We start from the raw sequence: 21,097 nt of genomic DNA on the forward strand, positions 1-21,097 counted from the left end.
CGATAGCGCCGGATCAGTCAGCATCGACGTTGACTGACCCTCCGCCATCGCGAGCAAGCTCGCTCCCACAGGGGGGGTACATCTGACTCTAGAAATCCCCCCACAACTGCTGCGCCACTGCCAGCGCCACCACTGGCGCGGTTTCGGTGCGCAGCACGCGGGGGCCGAGGCGGGCGGCGTGGTAGCCGGCGGTCTTGGCTTGTTCGACTTCGGCGTCCGACAAGCCGCCTTCGGGGCCGATCAGGAACGCCAGCGTCGACGGTTTGTCATGGCTGACCAGCGGCTCGGCCACCGGATGCAGCACCAGCCTCAGTTCGGCCTCGGCCTGCTTCAACCAGTCAGCCAGCAGCAGGGGCGGGTGGATGATCGGCACGCTCGAGCGCCCGCACTGTTCGCAGGCGCTGATTGCCACCTGGCGCCAGTGCAGCAGGCGCTTGTCGGCGCGTTCGTCCTTGAGGCGCACTTCGCAGCGTTCGCTGAAAATCGGCGTGATCTCGCTGACCCCCAGCTCCGTGGCTTTCTGGATCGCCCAATCCATGCGTTCGCCCCGGGACAGGCCCTGGCCGAGGTGAATGCGCAGCGGCGATTCAGGCTGTCCGGCGAACTGCTCGTCCAATTGCACCCGTACGCGTTTCTTGCCGACTTCGGCCAGGGTGCCGCGAAACTCCTGGCCCGAGCCATCGAACACCTGCACCGCATCGCCCTCGGCCATGCGCAGCACCCGGCCGATGTAGTGGGCCTGGGCTTCAGGCAGTTCGTGGTCGCCGAGGCCCAGGGGCGCGTCGATGAAGAAGCGGGACAGTCTCATGTGGAGTCTCTGCAAGAAAAAATGATCGTGGTTGAAGCTCGCGGCCTCATCGCGGGCAAGCCTTGCTCCCACAGTGGGTTCGCATTTCTCTGTGGGAGCAAGCCTTGCCCGCGATGGCGGTGGTCCAGGCTCAGCCCGGATCGCGATAACCCGGATGAAAGTCCTTCGGCACCGCCACGCTGACCTTGTCCCGGGTGGCGATGTCGATGCCTTCGCTGGCCACTTCGGCCAGGAAATCGATCTGCTCCGGGGTGATGACATACGGCGGCAGGAAATACACCACGCTGCCCAGCGGCCGCAGCAAGGCACCGCGCTCCAAGGCATGCTGGAACACACTCAGGCCGCGCCGTTCCTGCCACGGATAAGCGGTTTTGCTGGCCTTGTCCTTGACCATCTCGATGGCTAGCACCATGCCGGTCTGGCGCACTTCGGCGACGTTCGGGTGATCGGCCAGGTGCGCGGTGGCACTGGCCATGCGCTGGGCCAGGGCCTGGTTGTTTTCGATGACGTTGTCTTCTTCGAAGATATCCAGCGTCGCCAGGGCCGCCGCGCAGGCCAGCGGGTTGCCGGTGTAGCTGTGGGAATGCAGGAAGGCGCGCAGGGTCGGGTAGTCGTCGTAGAACGCGCTGTAGACCTCGTCGGTGGTCACGCACGCGGCCAGCGGCAGGTAACCGCCGGTCAGGGCCTTGGACAGGCAGAGGAAATCCGGGGTGATGCCGGCCTGCTCACAGGCGAACATCGTCCCGGTACGGCCAAAGCCGACGGCGATTTCGTCGTGGATCAGGTGCACGCCATAGCGATCGCACGCCTCGCGCAGCAACTTCAGGTATACCGGGTGGTACATGCGCATGCCGCCAGCGCCCTGGATCAGTGGTTCGACGATCACTGCCGCCACGGTGTCGTGGTGCTCGGCCAGGGTCTGTTCCATGGCTGCGAACATATTGCGCGAATGTTCTTCCCAGCCCATGCCTTCAGGACGGTGGTAGCAGTCGGGGCTCGGCACCTTGATCGTGTCCAGCAGCAAGGCCTTGTAGGTTTCAGTGAACAACGGCACATCGCCCACCGACATCGCCGCGATGGTTTCGCCGTGGTAACTGTTGCTCAGGGTGACGAAGCGCTTCTTGTCCGGTCGGCCGCGGTTGATCCAGTAGTGGAAGCTCATCTTCATCGCCACTTCGATGCAGGACGAGCCATTATCGGCGTAGAAGCACCGGGTCAGGCCTTCGGGCGTCATCTTCACCAGGCGCTCGGACAGCTCGATCACCGGCTGATGGCTGAAGCCGGCGAGAATCACGTGCTCCAACTGATCGACCTGGTCCTTGATGCGCTGATTGATGCGCGGGTTGGCGTGGCCGAACACGTTGACCCACCAGGAGCTGACGGCATCGAGGTAGCGCTTGCCTTCGAAATCTTCCAGCCACACGCCTTCACCGCGCTTGATGGGGATCAACGGCAGCTGTTCGTGGTCTTTCATCTGGGTGCAGGGATGCCACAGCACCGCCAGGTCGCGTTGCATCCACTGGTTATTCAGGCCCATTTACAGTCTCCTCGAGGCGGCTCGCGGCGGGCGCGGGCAAAACAATCGCGCAAGCCTATGCAATGGCGGCCCTGGGGACAACCCATTGTGTCGTTGGCGCTACTTTGAGCGAGGCGATAGACGTCGCTGGCGGCGTTTTGATGGCTGTCGTATTCTTCGCCGTTCCCTGAGCCCACTGGCTCGAAAAACCGCGAGCCTTCTGGCTCGAAAGCTGAAATTTCCTACGTTTTAATCCGGAGTTCGTTGAATGTCTGCTGGTTGGCTGCGCGCCTGTGCGCTGGTGATGATAGGGCTGTTCAGCGTTTCGGCGCTGGCCAAGGACAAACAACCGACGGCCATCGTCATCGGCGGCGGCCTGGCGGGGCTCACGGCGGCCTATGAGTTGCAGAACAAAGGCTGGGGCGTGACGTTGCTGGAAGCCAAGCCAGACCTGGGCGGTCGTTCGGGCATGGCCACCAGCGAGTGGATCGGCAACGAGAAGACCCAGCCGGTGCTGAACAAGTACGTCTCCACCTTCAAGCTGAGCACCACGCCGGCCCCGGAATTCGTACGTACCCCCAGCTATCTGATCGACGGCACCTACTTCACCGCCGCCGACCTGGCGACCAAGCAGCCGGCCACCGCCGAAGCCCTCAAGCGCTACGAAACCACCCTGGACGACCTGGCGCGCTCCATCGAAGACCCGCAGAACCCGGCGGCGACCAGCACGCTGCACGCGCTGGACCAGATCACTGTGTCCAACTGGCTCGACCGCCTGCAACTGCCGGCCACGGCGCGGCAGTTGGTGAACCAGGAAATCCGCACTCGTTATGACGAACCCTCGCGCCTGTCGCTGCTGTATTTCGCCCAGCAGAACCGCGTCTATCGCGGCGTCTCCGACCGCGACCTGCGGGCTTCGCGCCTGCTGGGTGGCAGTCCGACCCTGGCCCAGGCATTCGTCAAGCAACTGAAAACCATCAAGACCAACTCGCCGGTGTCGGCCATCTCCCAGGACAAGGACGGGGTGACCGTCAAGGTTGGCGCCGTTGGCTATCAGGCTGACTACGTGGTGCTGGCGGTGCCGCTGCGGGCGCTGAACAAGATCCAGTTGACCCCGGCCCTGGACGCCCAGCACCAAGGCGCGATCAAGGGCACCAACTACGGCTGGCGCGACCAGATCATGCTCAAGTTCAAGACCCCGGTCTGGGACAGCAAGGCGCGCATGTCGGGCGAGATCTACAGCAATGCCGGCCTGGGCATGATGTGGATCGAGCCGGCCATGAAGGGCGGTGCCAACGTGGTCATCAACCTGTCCGGCGATAACGCTCGGGTGATGCAGGCCTTCGGCGACAAACAGATGGTCGATCAGGTGCTGATCCGCCTGCACGCGTTTTATCCACAGGCCCGTGGCGCGTTCACCGGCTATGAAATCCGCCGCTACAGCACCGACCCGTCCATGGGCGGTGCCTACCTGGCCTTTGGCCCGGGCCAGATCAGCAAGTACTGGCGCCTGTGGGAAAAACCATTGCAGCGCGTAGCCTTTGCCGGTGAACACACTGACACCCTGTATCCGGGTACCCTGGAAGGCGCGTTGCGTAGCGGTCAACGGGCCGCCAGCCAGGTTGAAGACCTGGCGGCGGGCAAGTCGTTCGAACCGGCCAAGGTCGCGCCAGTTGCAGCGGCAGCCGCGGCGGGTGCGGTCGCGGCGAAGAAGGGCAATTTCTTCACCAATCTGTTTGGTGGCTCGGATGACGAGAAAAAGCCGGAGCCGGTCAAGGCGCCAGAGCCGGTAGCGCCTGCTCCAGCGCCTGCACCCGCTCCAGCGCCGGCACCGGTGGAACCACCTGCGCCAGCGCCGGCGAAGGTTGAGCCAGCCAAGAAAGCAGCGACCAAACCCGCGGCAAAAAAACCAGCGGCCAAGGCCCCTGCTAAAAAAGCGCCGGCCAAGGCTCCGGTGAAAAAGGCTGAACCGGTGAAGAAGCCCGCCGCCAAGCCGGCGGCGACTACTGAGACGAAGGCTCAGTAACGGTCAGGTGGAAAGAACGCGGCTCAAGGACCCAATGCTGTTCACTTATGGCAATCGACAAACCCGTGGCGAGGGAGCTTGCTCCCGCTGGGCCGCGAAGCGGCCCCAAAACCTGCAAATGCGGAGCATCAGACACACCGCCCCCGGCGGTTTACGACTGCTTCGCAGCCGAGAGGGAGCAATCTCTGGCCACAGGTCCATCATTTTTCTTAAGTGAATCGCATTGGGCTCAAGGGTCGCTTTTTTAACCAGCATCAAGCGTACCGGTGCCGCCCCTTAAAGCCCGGCGTCACTTGATAAGCGCTACGTCCTACACGCCTTGGTGATATGTAGGAAACTTTCCACCCTTTAACCAGAAGCAGGCTATAGCGCTTACCAAGCCATAAGTCTAGGCTCCTCGAAAAACAGGAGCGCGTATGAAAATACTAATGGCAGTGGTTGTATTGGTTTCGATATATGGATGTGTGTATGGTGAATGTCGGGATCCTTTGACGATTCCGATGATTCCAAAAAGGGATCCGCAGTTAGCACACAAATGCTCCATCGATCCATATAAGCCTGAGTGCTCGGTAAATTAATAATTCAAAGTTTCAGGCTCGTAAACTGGAGCGAACATGAAGCCGCTAGCGGCGTTGATATTCTTGATAATGCTACGCCAGTAGCGGCTGTACTGACGGTCGTATGACATTTAAAAAATACGACCCTCAATTGGCGTACAGATGCGATATGGATCCTTACAGGTCCGAATGCCCCATTTAAGTAACATTACCTAGTAAGATTTTTAGAGGGGGGTAACGAAAATGACCACGTATGAATTGGCACGTCCTCAAACAGGATCCTGACCCGCTTTGGCTTCGACATACGTCCCGGAACGAAACCAAAGCGGGCCCAGCGGAGGTTTCCTGTTCGCATGTCAAAAATGACCAAGTTTCCATCGTCTTGCATGGTCATACAAGTGTTATACCAAAGTGACTTGTCAGTACTGTGGGTGCTTTCGGCGATCCACAATCGCCGTCTGGACGGATCATAAAGAAAGCCGCTGTTGCTGACGACGAATTGCAGAGGCTCACGCATTCTCCTTGGATACAATGTGATGCTGTAAGGTTGTTTATCACCAGCGGTCCAGATAATTGCCTCGCGGTCCTTTATTACCAAGTTTCCATCGGCCTGTAAGATCAATCGGAACCGCCCATTGCTGGATTTCAGGTATTGCCCCGGGGACATCGTTTGATTAGGCGGTAGTTGCGGCGAGCCGCTAGCTTTGAAAAGGGGTATAACGAAGAGCCATTTTGTTCACCTTGTTCAATGAGTTCTTGAGCGCTCATTTAATCAAGGGTAAAAGCGGACATAGCGATACATATGTATTGCATGGAAAAAATACTGAGCGGCGGTAATGGCTCCCAGCGCGGTCCCCTATGGGAGCGAGCCTGCTCGCGATGGGGTCCGTACAGGCACCCAACAGCTGCTTGCACCCCTCGCCATCACCCACCGTTTGCCACCGTTTGCCCTTTAATCTTTCCTTAACCCACCCCCTCCAGACTGATGATCGTATTTCTCGATATTTCAAAGCGAAATTTTCCGCTTTAAATCGATAGATAACTCGCTAGTCTTGGTCGCAGTTTTTACAGGAAATGAGCAATGCAGCTACGCAACTCTTCTTCTCGCTATGGCTGGGTCAGTATCGCTGTGCACTGGGGCGTTGCGCTGGCCGTGTATGGGCTGTTTGCCCTGGGCCTGTGGATGGTTGGCCTGGATTACTACAGCACCTGGCGCAAAGACGCACCGGACCTGCACAAGAGCATTGGCCTGGTGCTGCTGGCGGTCATGTTGCTGCGGGTGATCTGGCGCGTTGTCAGCCCGCCGCCGCCGACCCTGCCAACCTATGGCCGCCTGACCCGCGCCAGCGCCAAGCTCGGTCATAGCGCCCTGTATCTCGGGTTGTTCGCCGTGATGATTGCCGGTTACCTGATTTCCACCGCAGACGGTGTCGGGATCCCGGTGTTTGGCCTGTTTGAAGTACCCGCGCTGGTGTCCGGACTGCCCGATCAGGCAGACGTCGCCGGTGAGATTCACTTTTACCTGGCATGGGCGCTGGTTATTTTTTCCGGCCTTCATGCGTTAGCAGCATTGAAACACCACTTTATCGACCGTGACGCGACCCTCAAGCGAATGCTGGGGCGCCAAGCCTGATGTTCAACCTCGACTCCAAAGGAATAGAAAGCATGTTGAAAAAGACGCTCGCCGCTCTGGCAATCGGTTCTGCCCTGCTGTCGGCCGGTCAGGCCATGGCTGCCGACTACGTAGTCGACAAGGAAGGCCAGCACGCCTTCGTCGACTTCAAGATCAGCCACCTGGGCTATAGCTACATTACCGGTACCTTCAAGGACATCGACGGCAAGTTCAGCTTTGACGCCGCCAAGCCTGAGGCCAGCAAGATCGAGTTCAACGTGAATACCGCCAGTGTGTTCACCAATCACGCCGAGCGCGACAAGCACATCGCCAGCGCTGACTTCCTGAACGCCAGCAAATTCGGCAAGGCCACCTTCGTTTCCACCAGCGTCAAGCCCACTGGCAAGAACGCTGATGGCAAGGACACCGCCGATGTGGCCGGTGACCTGACCCTGCTGGGCGTGACCAAGCCGGTCGTGGTCAAGGCCACCTTCCTGGGTGAAGGCAAGGATCCATGGGGCGGCTACCGTGCTGGCTTCGAAGGCACCACCAGCATCAAGCGTTCGGACTTCGGCAAGCAGAAAGACCTGGGTCCAACCTCCGATGCGGTCGAACTGTACGTCTCGTTTGAAGGTGTCAAAGCGAAGTAACCTTCGCGCCTGACAAAAAACGCCCCTGGTCTTGCGATCAGGGGCGTTTTTTATTGCCCGGATTCGGGCAACACGGAGAACCCTGTGGGAGCGAGCTTGCTCGCGATGGCGTCATACCAGCCGACTTCGATGTTGACTGATATATCGCTATCGCGAGCAAGCTCGCTCCCACATTTGGAATTGTGTTGGACCAAAAAAATGCCCCGGGTCGCGAGACCCGGGGCATTTTGTACGGCTTGGAAAAACTCAGCGATTGCGCGTCAGCAGCGCTGGTTTTTCGCCCCGTGGACGGCTTGGCAGTTGATCCAGCTGTTCAGGCGTCGGGAAGCGATCGGCTTTCGATTCCTTGTGCATGATCTTCGGCTGGTTGCTGCGCGGGTTCTGCACGGCGGGTTCCTGGCGAGGAGGCTGGTCGTCACGGGCCGGGCGACGCGGGCGGGTGTCGTCGCGACGGGCCTGGCCGTCACGCGGGGCGCCGTTGCGTGGGCCGCTGCGCTTGGCCGGTGGCGTGCCGGTGGACGAGCCGTTGCTGTTGCGCGGACCGTTCTGGCGACCCTGAGGCTGGCCAGTGCGCGGAGCGCCTGCACCGGCGCCCTGTGCCGGGGCGCCCGGACGGCGACCACGACCCTGGGCCGGTTTCTGCTGTGGCACGTAATCGACGCGGTTGCCGAAATTATCGATATCGTCGTCCAGGAACTCGTCCGGGGCACGATCGGCTGCGGCGCGCGGGGCTGGGCGCTGCTGTTCACGGGCTGGCGTGCCTTCGCGGGGCTTCTGCTCGCGGGCTGGGCGTTCGCCGCGGCCATTGCTGTTGCTGGCCGATTTTTCCTTGCCCTTGTCCTTGCCCTTGTCTTTGCGGCCGCCGCCGCCACCGCCGCCATTCGGACCGTCACCGCGCGGGCCACGGGCATTGCGCGGATTGCGCACGTCCGGACGTTCGCGTACTTCAGGCTTCTCGGCCTCGATGGTGCTGGCGTCGAAGCCCATCAGGTCGCCGTCGGCAATTTTCTGCTTGGTCATGCGCTCAATGCTTTTGAGCAGCTTTTCTTCGTCGGGTGCGACCAGCGAGATCGCTTCGCCCGAACGACCGGCCCGGCCGGTACGGCCGATACGGTGCACGTAGTCTTCATCGACGTTTGGCAGCTCGAAGTTGACCACGTGAGGCAACTGGTCGATGTCCAGGCCGCGGGCCGCGATGTCGGTAGCCACCAGGATGCGCACTTCGCCGGCCTTGAAGTCGGCGAGGGCCTTGGTGCGAGCGTTCTGGCTCTTGTTACCGTGGATCGCCACAGCCGGCAGGCCGTGCTTGTCCAGGTACTCGGCCAGGCGGTTGGCGCCGTGCTTGGTGCGGGTGAACACCAGGACCTGTTCCCAGGCACCGGCAGTAATCAGGTGCGCCAGCAGGGCACGCTTGTGGCTGGCCGGCAGGCGGAAAACGCGTTGCTCGATGCGCTCGACCGTGGTGTTCGGCGGCGTGACTTCGATGCGTTCCGGGTTGTGCAGCAGCTTGCCGGCCAGGTCGGTGATGTCCTTGGAGAACGTCGCCGAAAACAGCAGGTTCTGACGCTTGGCGGGCAGGCGGGCGAGGACTTTCTTCACGTCATGGACAAAGCCCATGTCGAGCATGCGGTCGGCTTCGTCCAGCACGAGGATTTCCACGTGGGACAAATCGACGCTGCCCTGGCCGGCCAGGTCAAGCAGGCGACCGGGGCAGGCCACCAGTACATCGACGCCACGGGACATGGCCTGGACTTGAGGGTTCATGCCCACGCCGCCAAAAATGCAGGCGCTGACGAACTTCAGGTCGCGAGCGTAGACCTTGAAGCTCTCGTGTACCTGGGCCGCCAGTTCGCGGGTTGGGGTCAGGACCAGTACGCGCGGTTGGCGCGGGCCATGACGCTGGGATTTGTCTGGGTGACCGTTGGGGAACAACCGTTCCAGGATCGGAAGGGCGAAACCGCCGGTTTTACCAGTACCTGTCTGCGCCGCGACCATCAGGTCGCGACCTTGCAACACGGCGGGAATGGCCCGCTGTTGCACCGGGGTAGGCTGGGTATAGCCGGCGGCTTCGATGGCGCCGACTAAAGCCTCGGAGAGACCGAGGGAAGCAAAGGACATGAGTAATCCTGTTTTAGTGAGGGCCTGGCCCAATGGGATAGTCTTGCCTGGCGCGAATGACGTTCAATAAAAAAGACGTCATCCCGTCCGGTCCTGCCGGGCCTTGAAGGCGCTTCCGGACAAGGCTCGCGCGGGCCGTAGGCGGCGCTGTAGCGGTGTCGGGATGCCTTTTGCAAGGCCGGGCGTCCGGGCGTGAGCCTGGCGGGAAGGCCGGAGTATAACAGAGCAAACGCCGTGCGCCGCTTTCCTGCTGCTCAACGGTTTATTTCAACGTTGACCCTGGCCGGGCGAGGTGGCCTCGGCCATCGGTCCGGCGCCGTAGCGGGCGCTCAGTTCGGCATAGGCCGGTTCGCGCTTGAAACGCTTGAGTTCGGCACTGAAACGTTGCACCAGCAAATCCATCCCGGCGTTGCGCCGCACCGCCAGGTATTGGCTTTGACGGCTCACGACCATCGGGTTTTCGGTGATCTGGTCGCCCAACTGCATTTGTTCGAGCACATGTCGGCCCACCCTGCGGTCGGTGATGAGCAGGTCGATGCGTCCCAGCTGCAACTTGCCGAAATTGGCTTCGTGGGTGGGTGCCGTTTCCCGGGTGAACAGGGTCGACTCCCTGAAGGCCTGGCTATAGAGATAACCGGGTGAGGTGCCGACGGTCAGGCCGCCCAGGTCATCGAGCGTGCGAAACGGATGGGGCCGGGCATTGGCGTAGAACATCACGAACTCCACGTCCGACAGCGGTTCGCTGGGGTAAAGCAGCATGGCATCACGCTCATCGCTGTGGAAAATATCCAGCGCACCGTCCGCCAACCCTTGCTCCAGCATCACCAGGCAACGCTTCCACGGCAGGAATTGCCATTCCACGTCGATGCCCAGGCGCTTGAACACGATGGCGGTGGTTTCGTAATCCAGGCCCAGCATCTTGCCGTTTTCTTCATAGACATACGGGGCCCAGGGTTCGGTAACAATGCGCAACTTCTCGGCCTGGGCAACCATGCTCAGGCACAAGAGAAGAAGGGCGGTCAGCAACTGGACAATGACGGGCATGGCCTGAGGTTACGACGAGAGCTCATCAAATAGCTAGAGCGCTCTGGCCTGCGCCCTGGTGGCCTGCCTGCGGTGTTCATGGATGGCTCAGCGACGCTCACCGGTGCAAGCGTATTGCAGGTCGGGCCGTTGCCAGACAACTGAATAAAAAAGGCCTTGGCGTTGGCCAAGGCGTTTTTGGTCCAAACCGCAGCAGCATTCAGCGCGGCAGCTTGAGGTTATTCCATACCGCGAGGCTGGGCTCGGCCTGGTTAAGGGTATAGAAATGCAGCCCCGGAGCACCACCTTGAAGCAAGCGCTCACACATTTGCGTGATGACTTCCTCGCCAAAGCTCTGGATGCTGGAGGAGTCGTCGCCATAGGCTTCCAACTGCTTGCGAACCCAGCGTGGGATTTCTGCACCGCATGCGTCGGAGAAGCGCGCCAGCTTGCTGTAGTTGGTGATCGGCATGATTCCCGGCACCACAGGAATGTCGACGCCCAGCTTGCGTATGCGCTCGACGAAGTAGAAGTAACTGTCGGCGTTGAAGAAGTACTGGGTGATCGCACTATTGGCGCCAGCATTGGCCTTGCGGACGAAGTTGCGCAGATCGTCTTCGAAATTGCGCGCCTGGGGGTGCATTTCCGGATACGCAGCCACTTCGATGTGGAAATGCTCGCCGGTTTCTTCACGAATGAAGCTCACCAGTTCGTTGGCGTGGCGCAGCTCACCGCTGGCCATGCCCATGCCCGATGGCAGGTCGCCACGCAGGGCAACGATGCGCTTGATGCCAGCGGCCTTGTACTGGGTCAGCAGGCTGCGCAGGTCGTCCTTGCTGTCGCCCACGCAAGACAGGTGAGGGGCGGCCGGGACTTTGACTTCGCTTTCGAGCTGCAACACGGTGTTCAGGGTGCGGTCACGGGTCGAACCGCCAGCGCCATAGGTGCAGGAGAAGAAGTCGGGGTTGTAGCTGGCCAACTGACGGGCAGTGGCGATCAGTTTTTCATGCCCAGCATCGGTCTTCGTCGGGAAGAACTCGAAGCTGTAGCGACGGTCTTGGGACATGGTCATATCCTTGGAAACTCGTAAGCCGGAGAGGCTCGCATATCCCTTGTGGGAGCGGGTTTATGTGGGAGCGAGCCTGCTCGCGATTGGCATCGCCTCGGTCCGATAGTTGGATCGAGGTGTCTGCATCGCGAGCAAGCTTTGCTCCCACAGGCCCGTTCCCAAAGGGCGGGCGCCTATTAGTAGCGGTAAGCGTGCGGCTTGAACGGGCCTTCGACGGTGACGCCGATGTAGTCAGCCTGTTGCTTGGTCAGCTTGGTGACCACGCCGCCGAAACCGCGGACCATTTCCAGGGCCACTTCTTCGTCGAGTTTCTTGGGCAGTACTTCCACGGTCAGGCGCTCGGCTTTCTGGGCCGGCGACAGGTCGGCATATTTCTGGCCGAACAGGAAGATCTGGGCCAGGACCTGGTTGGCGAACGAGCCATCCATGATGCGGCTTGGGTGGCCGGTGGCGTTGCCCAGGTTAACCAGGCGGCCTTCGGCCAGCAGGATCAGGTAGTCGTCGTTCTGTGGGTCGAAGCTGCCGGTGCCGGTGCGGTGCACCTTGTGGACCTGCGGCTTCACTTCTTCCCATGCCCAGTTCTTGCGCATGAAAGCGGTGTCGATTTCATTGTCGAAGTGACCGATGTTGCAGACCACGGCGCGCTTCTTCAGGGCCTTGAGCATGTTGGCATCGCAGACGTTGACGTTGCCAGTGGTGGTCACGATCAGGTCGATCTTGCCTAGCAGGGCCTTGTCGATGCTGGCTTCGGTACCGTCGTTGATCCCGTCGATGAACGGCGAAACCAGCTCGAAACCGTCCATGCAGGCCTGCATGGCGCAGATCGGGTCGACTTCGGACACCTTGACGATCATGCCTTCCTGACGCAGGGACTGGGCCGAACCCTTGCCCACGTCACCGTAGCCGATCACCAGCGCCTGCTTGCCCGACAACAGGTGGTCGGTGCCGCGCTTGATGGCGTCGTTGAGGCTGTGACGGCAGCCGTACTTGTTGTCGTTCTTGCTCTTGGTCACAGAGTCGTTGACGTTGATGGCCGGGATCTTCAGCTCGCCCTTGGCCAGCATGTCCAGCAGGCGGTGCACGCCAGTGGTGGTTTCTTCGGTCACGCCGTGGACCTTGTCCAGCACGGTTGCGTATTTCTTGTGCAGCAGCTCGGTCAGGTCGCCGCCGTCGTCGAGGATCATGTTGGTGTCCCACGGCTGGCCATCCTTGAGGATGGTCTGCTCCAGGCACCACTCGTACTCTTGCTCGGTCTCGCCTTTCCAGGCGAATACCGGGATACCGGCGGCGGCGATGGCGGCAGCGGCCTGGTCCTGGGTCGAGAAGATGTTGCAGGACGACCAGCGCACTTCGGCACCCAGGGCAACCAGGGTTTCGATCAGCACGGCGGTCTGGATGGTCATGTGGATGCAGCCGAGGATCTTCGCGCCCTTGAGCGGTTGCTCGCCGGCATATTTGCGGCGCAGGCCCATCAGGGCTGGCATTTCGGATTCGGCGATGATGATTTCGCGACGGCCCCAGGCAGCCAGGGACATGTCGGCGACTTTGTAGTCGGTAAAATCGGCAGGCGTGATAACAGCGCTCATGAAGAGCCTCCATTCGTAATGTATGCGAATGGGCGCCGTTGTGCGTTTAGTGTCCGTGCGGGGAGCCCCGTACAAACAACGCCCCATCCGAGCCTGACAGGTCGAGCCTGCTGCAGCGCCCCTCGGACAGGTGGCGGGAACGGCCCAAAGGGTGGACCGAGGTAAAGCGGTGGCGATTATAACGGGCTAATCGGATCTTCCAAAAGGGTTTCTGTCGGCAAATCGAAATTGCCGATGACCGTCATAGGGCCCGCGACGTAGAGCCTGGCCCTGCGGTCTGCCATGATGCAGCAATCCAACGGCCAGACACTCAGGAGTGATCATGAATTTCCACACCCGCAAATGGGTCAAGCCCGAAGACCTCAACCCCAACGGCACGCTGTTCGGCGGCAGCCTGTTGCGCTGGATCGACGAGGAGGCGGCGATCTACGCCATCGTCCAGCTCGGCAACCAGCGGGTGGTCACCAAGTACATCTCGGAAATTAACTTTGTCAGCGCCTCGCGCCAGGGTGACATCATCGAGCTGGGCATCACCGCCACCGAGTTTGGCCGTACTTCCATCACCCTGACCTGCGAGGTGCGCAATAAAATCACCCGCAAGAGCATCCTGACCGTGGAGAAAATGGTCTTCGTCAACCTCGGCGAAGACGGCCTGCCCGCGCCTCACGGGCGGACCGAGATCACCTACGTCAAGGATCAGTTCAAGGATGATGTCGTCGTGTGAGATCGGCGGTACCCCTATCGCGAGCAGGCTCGCTCCCACACGGGTTTCTGTTGAGCGCAAAATGTGCGGCTGCTGAAGATCAACGGTGGGAGCGAGCCTGCTCGCTATGGCGATTTAAGGCCGCACTGAACAGCGCCGGGCGCCGCGTGTCGTAGGTACATCACGCCACCGGTTCAGGAGCTGTATGGACACCCATAAAGAAGGCAAGACCCCTGATCTCTCGGCTCAGGAGCAGCATGAAGTCGACCGCAACCAGCCGCCGCGGGCGGCCGTGTTGCATGAAATCATCCGCACCCAGGGCAATCTGGAGCTGGAGCGCAGCATCGCCGCGCTCTGGTGGTCGGCCCTGGCGGCGGGGTTGACCATGGGCCTGTCGCTGATGGCGATGGGGTTGCTCAATGCCCGGTTGCCAGAGGGCGAGGCCTTCAAGGTGATAGCCAGTTTCGGCTACTGCGCCGGTTTTCTCGCGGTGATCCTGGCCCGCCAGCAACTGTTCACTGAAAACACCCTGACCGCCGTGTTGCCGATCATGAGCAAGCCCACGCTGGGCAATTTCGGCCGGCTGTTGCGGCTATGGGGCGTGGTGCTGGTGGGTAACCTGTGTGGCACCTTGCTGGTGGCCTACGTGATGTTGCACTTGCCGATCTTCGATCAGCGCACCGACCAGGCTTTCCTGGAGATCGGCCGCAAGGTCATGGAGAACGACACTGGCCAGATGTTCGCCAAGGGCATCATTTCCGGCTGGATGATCGCCACCATGGTCTGGATGATCCCGTCCATGGAAAGCGCCAAGATGTGGATCATCATCCTGATCACCTACCTCATGGCGCTCGGGGATTTCACCCACATCGTCGTCGGCTCGGCCGAAGTCTCATACCTGGTGTTCGCTGGCCAGTTGTCGTGGGAGGATTTCTGGATGGTGTTCGCCGGGCCGACGTTGGCGGGGAATATCGTTGGCGGGAGCTTTATCTTCGCCTTGATCAGCCATGCGCAGATCCGCAGCGAAGTAGGCCAGCCCGAAGGTAAACATTCAGATACGACAGGGCAACGCATCGACTCGGAGTAGTCGGGAACCTGGCCCAGGCTCCCGGCTTGAGAGGCGCTTATTTGAACTGCATGTTGCGCAGTGTCTTGCGGGTTATTGAGTTTGGATCAAGCATCCCCGTATAGCGCGATCTATAGTTCGCGATGACAGGCTCGAGTGCGTCGTTGAACGCTTCTTGGCTGCGCGCCTCCTTCAGTTCCCGGATGGCGCCTTTGATCAGCTTGATGTTCGAGTCGGGCTGGCCGCCACGATAGAGCTCGGGGTACAGCACGTATCGCGCGACGTTATCGACGCGCGTGGCGATGTCCCGCTGGTTCATTTCCTCGACGGCGTGACGCGTTACCTCGGAAATTGCGCTGGGCGCGCCTTTGTCCCACTCGGCGGCGGCCTGCAGGAACTGCATGAAATCCGGGTCATTGCCGTGATTGAGGCGTTTTGCCAGCCATTCCAGCTTGCCGGACTGATCCGCCAGTTGGTCGAGGGCCCAAATGGCCATGTGGATTTGCCGGGTCGGTTCAAGCCTGGTGGACGTGTCGTTGGCCTCCTGAATCGCTTGTTTCAATTGCGTCAGAGCCTGTTGTGCCTGTCGCCTGAAGGCGATCACCTCAGTACAGGTTTCGTCGTTCTCCAGTTTTGCGCTTAGCTGCTCCAATGCTTTGTCGTCCAACGCCAACAGGGCGGCCTCGATTGAGGCAAACCGGAAGGTTTGCTGTGTGGCGTTACGCTTGTCCAGATAGGTTTTGACAGTCGTGCCCAGCTCTCCCTGGAGATGATTCTTGGTCTCCTTGGGCATGCTGAAGTTGACCGTTCCTTTCAATAGGCCACGGTAATCGCCCTTATTGGTGTTCAGCGGCACGATGACGGTTTGGTCGGCAAAACGCTTCATTTCTTCGGCATTCAGCGCAGAAAGGGCCGTATGGGGCGCCTTGAGGAATTTATCGGTCAGCGCCGATATTCCCGTACCTCGCTGGATATGTTTATCCGATTCTTTGGTCTCGAATACCAGGATCAAGGGCTCCCCGTCCGGGATCGGACTCATGGGGGTAATCGGGTTGTAGAGAGCCGGTATCGGTGTGTTGTTGAGGATGCCGCCATCGGCAAATGCCGTGGTTGTATCCGTCAGTTGAAATGGCTGCCCTTGCAGGGTCGGCTTGCTGAACACCACCGGCAGCGACGCGGAGATATGGGCTGCCACGGCAATGTCCAAATCCGGGGTCAGGCCTGCACTGAAGACCACCAATTGCGCGCCGTCCTCGAACATGGCGGTGCCGGTGATTTCCACTGTCTTGATCTGCGGGATTTCCTTGCTCAGGGCCGCCAGGTCGGCAAAGGTGACGTATTGGTTCCTTTCCACATTGGCCACGGCGTGTCGCGCTGCTTCGCTAAGAGGCTTCGGGTGTTCCTTGCAACGCTGCAAAAGCGCTGCGCAGGACTCCTCCCGAATCAGCTTCTCCAGCGGTACCCCCTTGGAGCCCAGGCGTGGCAACAGATCACACAGCAATTGCGCCAGCGGAAGTTTTTTCAGTTTCTCGCCCAACTTCGACCATTCGTCCTGCTTTTTTGAAACGTCGGAATGGGGGCTGTTGAGCAAGGTAATGAGGGAAATGTCGTCAGAGATCCTGTCGAAGCCGGCGTGATTCATGCCACTGGCGAGTAAGGCGGCCGATATGGCGCCTGCGGAGGAACCAGAAATCGTCTGGATAAGGTCCATGACTCCGGCGGTTTCGAGCGTATCGACGAACCCGGAATAAGCCACCCCCTTGGCGCCACCGCCGCTCAGGATCAGGTCGGTAATAGGGGGACGATTCATCGTGGCTTTGACACTCCCGTCGCCATATCGAACGAGGGATATCGAGCGGTCTGTCGCACCGCATACCAACGGGTTGGGACGTTCGATGTTCGCTTGTTGTGTGATCTGTCCGGTGTTCTCGAAAGTGTTCTCGAAAGAGCGATGGGGAAGGGTTTGTCGCGAGATTGGGATTGGCATTCTGGTTCGTTCGTTGTAGCCGTGGAGGACCGAACTCTAAGCAAAATCCGAGGGCTTATTGCGTCATGACTCAATTGGTCAAACATCCGCCGGCTGCAAGCAGCACTCGGCGGATTTCAATGAAAGTGCCCTGGAACAAGGCTTCTGGACGGCAGGTAAAACAGCCTGCGCGGATGGAGAAAAATTCTTACTGAAGGCGTCGCCCATTCACTCATAGGCAGGGCCGATTTCTCAGGCCATCAAACAGCGACGGCCGAACGTCGTTGTCGATGGATAAAGAACAGGGCGGTCAATACCGTGAGGCCGCTGACGAATGCTCCGGTCCACGGCAAGTCCGCCAGGTCGGCACCACTGGCAACGACCAACCCGCCGATCCACGCCCCGGCCGCGTTGCCGAGGTTGAAGGCACTCTGGTTCAGGGTCGAGCCGAGGTTCGGCGCCTCAAAGGCCTGGTCGATGATCAGCAGTTGCAGGATCGGGCACAGGGCGAAGGCGAAAATTCCCCACAGCACCAGGGTGATCGCCGCCGGAATCACCGATTGGCTGGTCTGGCTGAACGCCGCCAACACCAGCACCACGGCCAGGGCCATGCCCACCAGCGACGGCAACAGGCGCCGGTCCGCCAGGCGCCCGCCGAGGAAACTGCCCGCTGTCAGGCCGACACCGAACAACAGCAGCATGACGGTGATGCCGTGGGGGCTGACGCCGGTGATGTCCTGCAGGATCGGCGCGATGTAGGTGAACACGCTGAACAAACTGGTGGAGGCCAGTACGCTCATGCCCAGGGCGAGCAACACGTTGACCTTGCCCAGCACCTTGAACTCGCTGGCCAGGTTGGCTTTGTCCATGGGGATTTCCTTTGGCAGCCAGGCCCATTGGGCGATGGCGGCGATCACGCCGATCACCGATACCGCCCAGAACGTCGAACGCCAACCGGCGTATTGCCCCAACGCCGTGCCCAACGGTACGCCCAGCACGTTCGCCAGGGTCAGGCCGGTGAACATCATGGCAATCGCCTGGGCCCGTTTGTTCGGTGCCACCAGCCCGGCCGCCACCACCGAACCGATGCCAAAGAACGCTCCGTGGCACAGCGCAGTAATGACCCGGGCGGCCATCAGCGTGGCGTAGTTCGGCGCCAGGGCGCAGAGCATATTACCGAGGATGAACATCAGGGTCATGCCCAGCAGCGTGGCCTTGCGCGGCATATTGGCGGTGCCGATCGCCAGGATCGGCGCGCCGAACACCACGCCCAGGGCGTAGCCGGTGATCAGTAGTCCGGCCTGGGGGATGCTCACGGCCAGGTCCCGGGCGACATCGGGCAACAGGCCCATGATGACGAATTCAGTCGTGCCAATGCCGAAAGCGGCGACGGCCAAAGCAAGCAAGGCGAGTGGCATGCGCAAGGTCTCTGTCTGTAGTCTTGACGCTCTGATCAGGCATACGCATGCCGGCGTCCCCATTCGAGTGAGCGGGGCAACAGCGAGATTATTGGAATAGGTGTATGCGCAACTGAGTGCGGCGTGGTCGGCTTGCAGTATAAACGATAGCGAATCCATTCATGAGCCTTGCTGAGCGTAGGAGCTGAGGAGTGCAACGAGGCTGCGATCTTTCCACCGACAATTGAGTCTGGAGTGAAAGATCAAAAGATCGCAGCCTTTGGCAGCTCCTACGGGGGCGGGGACAAGACAAGGAGTGTGCCGTGCTTGCAACGGTCTTGGTGTTGGTAGCGGCGTTGTTGCATGCGGCATGGAATACGCTGATCAAGTTCAGCGGCGAGCGTTTGCTGGTGGTGGCCTGCATGGACAGCGTCGCCTTGCTGTTCGTGGCGTTGGCACTGGGTTTCGTGGCGTTGCCGCCGATGGCGATCTGGCCGTGGATCCTGGCGTCGGCGGCGTTCGAGCTGCTCTATCGCTATTTGCTGATCCAGGCATATCGGGTCGGTGATCTGGGGCTGGTCTATCCGCTGATGCGCGGCCTGTCGCCGCTGGTGGTGCTGGCCCTGACATTTATGTTCGCCGGTGAAGCCCTGACGACCCAGCAGGTCATCGGCATTTTGCTGATCCCGTTCGGCATGCTTTGCCTGTTGTGGCAGGGCGGTGGCGGCGAGCGGCTGCCCTGGTCGATGCTGCCGGTGGTGGCACTGATCGGTCTGTGCATCGGGTGCTACACCTTTATCGACGGCCACGCTCTGCGGCGTTGGTCCCATCCGCTGGATTACCTGGTCTGGGTCACGCTGCTCAGTGCCTGGCCATTCCCGTTGCTGGCGCTGGTGAGCAAGCGGCCGGCCTTCATGCGGTTCTGGCGTGAGCAGTGGCGGTTGGGATTGGCAGTCGGATTCTGCGTATTGTTCAGCTACGCTCTGGTGCTGTGGGCCATGCAACTGGGCTCGATCGCCGAAGCGGCGGCGCTGCGGGAGATCAGCGTGATCCTCGTGGTGCTGTTCGGCATGCGTTACTTGAAAGAACCTTTCGGCTTGCCGCGGCTCTTAGCCTGCGGGCTGGTATTGGTTGGCATGCTGGTGATGAAGTTCTGACCGACACCCGAACTCGCGATTTTCTATAAAACTCAAAGAAGGAACTGCGTCAATGACGGTTGCCCTGTGGTGTATCTTGATTGCCTTTCTCCTGCCTTACCTGTGCGTCGCCATTGCCAAGATTGGTGGACGATACAGGCTGGCAGATAACCACGATCCTCGGGACTTTCTGGACTCACTCGAAGGTGCGCCTCGGCGGGCATACGCTGCGCAACTGAACAGCTTTGAAATCAGCCCGTTTTTTGCCGCCGCCGTGATCGTCGCGCACCTGGCCGGCAATGCCGAGCTGGTGACCATCAATGTGCTGGCGGTGCTGTTCATCACCAGTCGCCTGCTCTACATCATTTGCTACCTGGCTGACTGGGCGACTCTACGTTCGCTGATGTGGTTCGTGGGGGCGGGGTTGGTCTTGAGTTTCTTCTTTGTTTCGGTCTGAGCCTGGTTTCGGATTTTTGGCGTTTTGGCTGGCCTCTTCGCGAGCAAGCTCGCTCCCACAGTTGATCTCGGTGAATACATATTTTGTGTACACAACCGATCCAATGTGGGAGCGAGCTTGCTCGCGATCGGGGCCCTAGGGATTGGCGGTCACCGCATTCGCCACCTGCGGCACTTGCGGCAACGCCATGCCCTTGGGCCAGAGCATCCAGATCTGGCCCTGTTGCTTCATGTCCCCGGCCAGTTGCCCGGCCGCCTCGCCCGTGCCCCAGAACAGGTCCGCGCGTACTTCGCCGGCAATTGCACCGCCAGTGTCCTGGGCGGCGACGGGCCGGTTCAAGGTGCTGCCGTCGGGGCGCGTGGTGGATAGCCAGAGCAGGCTGCCCAGCGGAATCACCTTGCGATCCACCGCCACGCTGTAGCCGGCGGTCAGCGGGACATTCAGCGAGCCTCGCGGACCTTCGTTGCTGTCGGGGTTACGGTTGAAGAACACGTAGCTGGGGTTGCTGCCCAGCAATTCAGGAATGCGGTTCGGGTTGGCCTTGGCCCAGGCACTGATGGTGCCCATGGTCACGTCCTCTTTCTTCAGCTCACCCTGCTCGACCAGCCAGCGCCCGATAGGACGGTAAGGGTGGCCGTTCTGGTCGGCATAGCCAATGCGCAGTTGGCGGCCATCGGCGAGTCGAATGCGCCCAGAACCCTGGATCTGCAGGAATTGCAGGTTCATGGGGTCGGTCAGCCAGGCGATGACCGGCGCCTTCACTCCATTGGTTTCGATGGTGGCCGCGTCGTCGTATGGCTTGAGCACTCGGCCTTCGAGGCGGCCTCGCAGGCGTTTGCCCTTGAGCTCAGGGTAAATGCTGTCCAGCGACACGATGATCATGTCCTCCGGCACACCGTAGACCGGGATATTCGCCGTAGCGGTCTGGGTGAGGCTGCCGGGATAGACCGGCTCGTAGTAGCCGGTAATCAGGCCGTTGGGGCTGTTGTCCCCCGAGCGCAGGCCATAGACGTCCAGGTTCTGTTTCAGGAAATTGCGTACATCCTGTGCGGTTTGCGGCACATTGGCCGCTGCCGCGCAGGTCGGGCCCCAGGTCGCATCGGCCTTGAGCCGGATGCAGGCACTGCGCCAGGAGCCGAAACCGGCCAGCAGGTCCGCATCGGACACCGACGGCAACGCCTCCCACGGTGCGCTGACATAGGTGGCGAGGGCGTGGGTCTGAGGCTCTTCGACCTTTTCGCCGCGATTACAACCGGCCAACAGTGCGATCAGCGGTAGGGTCAATGCCAGGCCTTTGTGCCAGGTCTTGATGCGGCTGTTCATGAAGATTTCCTTTGCAGTCATTCGCACGGTGTCAGGCGCTCGAACAACCCGTATTGTTGATAGGGCCATTGGTCTTTACCGATG

15 protein-coding genes, 1 pseudogene and 1 riboswitch are annotated in these 21,097 nt (G+C 60.5%); of the genes and pseudogenes, 7 read left to right on the forward strand and 9 right to left on the reverse strand.

Annotation, left to right across the window (positions count from 1 at the left end; translation table 11 throughout):
• Nucleotides 1-88 precede the first annotated feature (88 nt).
• Both LQ215_RS24335 and LQ215_RS24340 read right to left on the reverse strand, forming a co-directional pair.
• Nucleotides 89-808, reverse strand: coding sequence for a 16S rRNA (uracil(1498)-N(3))-methyltransferase (locus LQ215_RS24335; RefSeq protein WP_230152929.1), 720 nt, complete (start codon nt 806-808; stop codon nt 89-91).
• Between the two features lie 130 nt (nt 809-938).
• Entirely contained in the window at nt 939-2,345 is a 1,407-nt protein-coding gene (locus tag LQ215_RS24340) for an adenosylmethionine--8-amino-7-oxononanoate transaminase (RefSeq protein ID WP_230152930.1), read from the reverse strand.
• Between the two features lie 247 nt (nt 2,346-2,592).
• Here LQ215_RS24340 and LQ215_RS24345 point away from each other — a divergent pair, with 247 nt between their 5' ends.
• The 3 genes from LQ215_RS24345 to LQ215_RS24355 all read left to right on the forward strand — a co-directional run bounded on the left by LQ215_RS24345 (nt 2,593) and on the right by LQ215_RS24355 (nt 7,169).
• Nucleotides 2,593-4,350, forward strand: coding sequence for a flavin monoamine oxidase family protein (locus LQ215_RS24345; protein WP_230152931.1), 1,758 nt, complete (start codon nt 2,593-2,595; stop codon nt 4,348-4,350).
• 1,638 nt (nt 4,351-5,988) lie between these two features.
• Nucleotides 5,989-6,540, forward strand: coding sequence for a cytochrome b (locus LQ215_RS24350; protein ID WP_230152932.1), 552 nt, complete (start codon nt 5,989-5,991; stop codon nt 6,538-6,540).
• Nucleotides 6,541-6,572: 32 nt separating this feature from the next.
• A complete protein-coding gene (locus tag LQ215_RS24355; protein ID WP_230152933.1) occupies nt 6,573-7,169 on the forward strand; it encodes a YceI family protein in 597 nt (198 codons plus the stop codon).
• A 246-nt stretch (nt 7,170-7,415) separates the two neighbouring features.
• On the opposite strand, the gene LQ215_RS24360 is transcribed toward LQ215_RS24355, so the two are convergent.
• From LQ215_RS24360 to ahcY, 4 genes and pseudogenes are all read right to left on the reverse strand, one after another.
• The gene (locus LQ215_RS24360; protein ID WP_230152934.1) at nt 7,416-9,287 is read right to left on the reverse strand and encodes a DEAD/DEAH box helicase; all 1,872 of its coding nucleotides are present in this window, start codon (nt 9,285-9,287) and stop codon (nt 7,416-7,418) included.
• A gap of 262 nt (nt 9,288-9,549) precedes the next feature.
• Nucleotides 9,550-10,331, reverse strand: a pseudogene (locus tag LQ215_RS24365) (substrate-binding periplasmic protein).
• 199 nt (nt 10,332-10,530) lie between these two features.
• Nucleotides 10,531-11,376 carry a methylenetetrahydrofolate reductase [NAD(P)H] gene (metF, locus tag LQ215_RS24370; protein ID WP_230152935.1) on the reverse strand — a complete coding sequence of 282 codons (846 nt, stop codon included), beginning with the start codon at nt 11,374-11,376 and terminating at the stop codon, nt 10,531-10,533.
• Nucleotides 11,377-11,555: 179 nt separating this feature from the next.
• On the reverse strand, nt 11,556-12,965 hold the full coding sequence (gene ahcY, locus LQ215_RS24375; protein ID WP_230152936.1) for an adenosylhomocysteinase: 1,410 nt from the start codon (nt 12,963-12,965) through the stop codon (nt 11,556-11,558).
• A 23-nt stretch (nt 12,966-12,988) separates the two neighbouring features.
• A riboswitch (S-adenosyl-L-homocysteine riboswitch) is annotated at nt 12,989-13,095 on the reverse strand.
• Between the two features lie 192 nt (nt 13,096-13,287).
• Between ahcY and LQ215_RS24380 the strand changes: the two genes are divergently transcribed.
• Entirely contained in the window at nt 13,288-13,689 is a 402-nt protein-coding gene (locus LQ215_RS24380) for an acyl-CoA thioesterase (protein ID WP_058544205.1), read from the forward strand.
• Between the two features lie 184 nt (nt 13,690-13,873).
• Nucleotides 13,874-14,755, forward strand: coding sequence for a formate/nitrite transporter family protein (locus LQ215_RS24385; RefSeq protein WP_230152937.1), 882 nt, complete (start codon nt 13,874-13,876; stop codon nt 14,753-14,755).
• Between the two features lie 37 nt (nt 14,756-14,792).
• On the opposite strand, the gene LQ215_RS24390 is transcribed toward LQ215_RS24385, so the two are convergent.
• A complete protein-coding gene (locus LQ215_RS24390; RefSeq protein WP_230152938.1) occupies nt 14,793-16,721 on the reverse strand; it encodes a patatin-like phospholipase family protein in 1,929 nt (642 codons plus the stop codon).
• Nucleotides 16,722-16,960: 239 nt separating this feature from the next.
• Nucleotides 16,961-18,118 (reverse strand): MFS transporter, encoded by a 1,158-nt coding sequence (locus LQ215_RS24395; protein WP_230152939.1) that lies wholly within the window; start codon nt 18,116-18,118, stop codon nt 16,961-16,963.
• A 302-nt stretch (nt 18,119-18,420) separates the two neighbouring features.
• Between LQ215_RS24395 and LQ215_RS24400 the strand changes: the two genes are divergently transcribed.
• Together LQ215_RS24400 and LQ215_RS24405 are read left to right on the forward strand one after the other, a co-directional pair.
• Entirely contained in the window at nt 18,421-19,254 is an 834-nt protein-coding gene (locus LQ215_RS24400; RefSeq protein ID WP_230152940.1) for an EamA family transporter, read from the forward strand.
• Nucleotides 19,255-19,306: 52 nt separating this feature from the next.
• Nucleotides 19,307-19,690: an MAPEG family protein gene (locus LQ215_RS24405; protein ID WP_230152941.1), complete on the forward strand. Its 384-nt coding sequence runs from the start codon at nt 19,307-19,309 to the stop codon at nt 19,688-19,690.
• A 135-nt stretch (nt 19,691-19,825) separates the two neighbouring features.
• Here the strand turns inward: LQ215_RS24405 and mltA are convergent, their stop codons facing one another.
• Nucleotides 19,826-21,013: a murein transglycosylase A gene (gene mltA, locus LQ215_RS24410; RefSeq protein ID WP_230152942.1), complete on the reverse strand. Its 1,188-nt coding sequence runs from the start codon at nt 21,011-21,013 to the stop codon at nt 19,826-19,828.
• Nucleotides 21,014-21,097: the final 84 nt, after the last annotated feature.

The sequence above is a fragment of the Pseudomonas brassicacearum genome, from assembly GCF_918698105.1.
Taxonomy (GTDB): domain Bacteria; phylum Pseudomonadota; class Gammaproteobacteria; order Pseudomonadales; family Pseudomonadaceae; genus Aquipseudomonas; species Aquipseudomonas brassicacearum_F.

What these genes read in the sequence shown, in the direction of transcription:
- LQ215_RS24355 (WP_230152933.1), top strand. Translation starts at nt 6,573, where the DNA reads ATGTTGAAAAAGACGCTCGCCGCTCTGGCAATCGGTTCTGCCCTGCTG.
- LQ215_RS24405 (WP_230152941.1), top strand. Translation starts at nt 19,307, where the DNA reads ATGACGGTTGCCCTGTGGTGTATCTTGATTGCCTTTCTCCTGCCTTAC.
- LQ215_RS24345 (WP_230152931.1), top strand. Translation starts at nt 2,593, where the DNA reads ATGTCTGCTGGTTGGCTGCGCGCCTGTGCGCTGGTGATGATAGGGCTG.
- LQ215_RS24340 (WP_230152930.1), bottom strand. Translation starts at nt 2,345, where the DNA reads ATGGGCCTGAATAACCAGTGGATGCAACGCGACCTGGCGGTGCTGTGG.
- ahcY (WP_230152936.1), bottom strand. Translation starts at nt 12,965, where the DNA reads ATGAGCGCTGTTATCACGCCTGCCGATTTTACCGACTACAAAGTCGCC.
- LQ215_RS24350 (WP_230152932.1), top strand. Translation starts at nt 5,989, where the DNA reads ATGCAGCTACGCAACTCTTCTTCTCGCTATGGCTGGGTCAGTATCGCT.
- LQ215_RS24335 (WP_230152929.1), bottom strand. Translation starts at nt 808, where the DNA reads ATGAGACTGTCCCGCTTCTTCATCGACGCGCCCCTGGGCCTCGGCGAC.
- mltA (WP_230152942.1), bottom strand. Translation starts at nt 21,013, where the DNA reads ATGAACAGCCGCATCAAGACCTGGCACAAAGGCCTGGCATTGACCCTA.
- LQ215_RS24380 (WP_058544205.1), top strand. Translation starts at nt 13,288, where the DNA reads ATGAATTTCCACACCCGCAAATGGGTCAAGCCCGAAGACCTCAACCCC.
- LQ215_RS24360 (WP_230152934.1), bottom strand. Translation starts at nt 9,287, where the DNA reads ATGTCCTTTGCTTCCCTCGGTCTCTCCGAGGCTTTAGTCGGCGCCATC.
- LQ215_RS24385 (WP_230152937.1), top strand. Translation starts at nt 13,874, where the DNA reads ATGGACACCCATAAAGAAGGCAAGACCCCTGATCTCTCGGCTCAGGAG.
- LQ215_RS24395 (WP_230152939.1), bottom strand. Translation starts at nt 18,118, where the DNA reads ATGCCACTCGCCTTGCTTGCTTTGGCCGTCGCCGCTTTCGGCATTGGC.
- LQ215_RS24390 (WP_230152938.1), bottom strand. Translation starts at nt 16,721, where the DNA reads ATGCCAATCCCAATCTCGCGACAAACCCTTCCCCATCGCTCTTTCGAG.
- metF (WP_230152935.1), bottom strand. Translation starts at nt 11,376, where the DNA reads ATGTCCCAAGACCGTCGCTACAGCTTCGAGTTCTTCCCGACGAAGACC.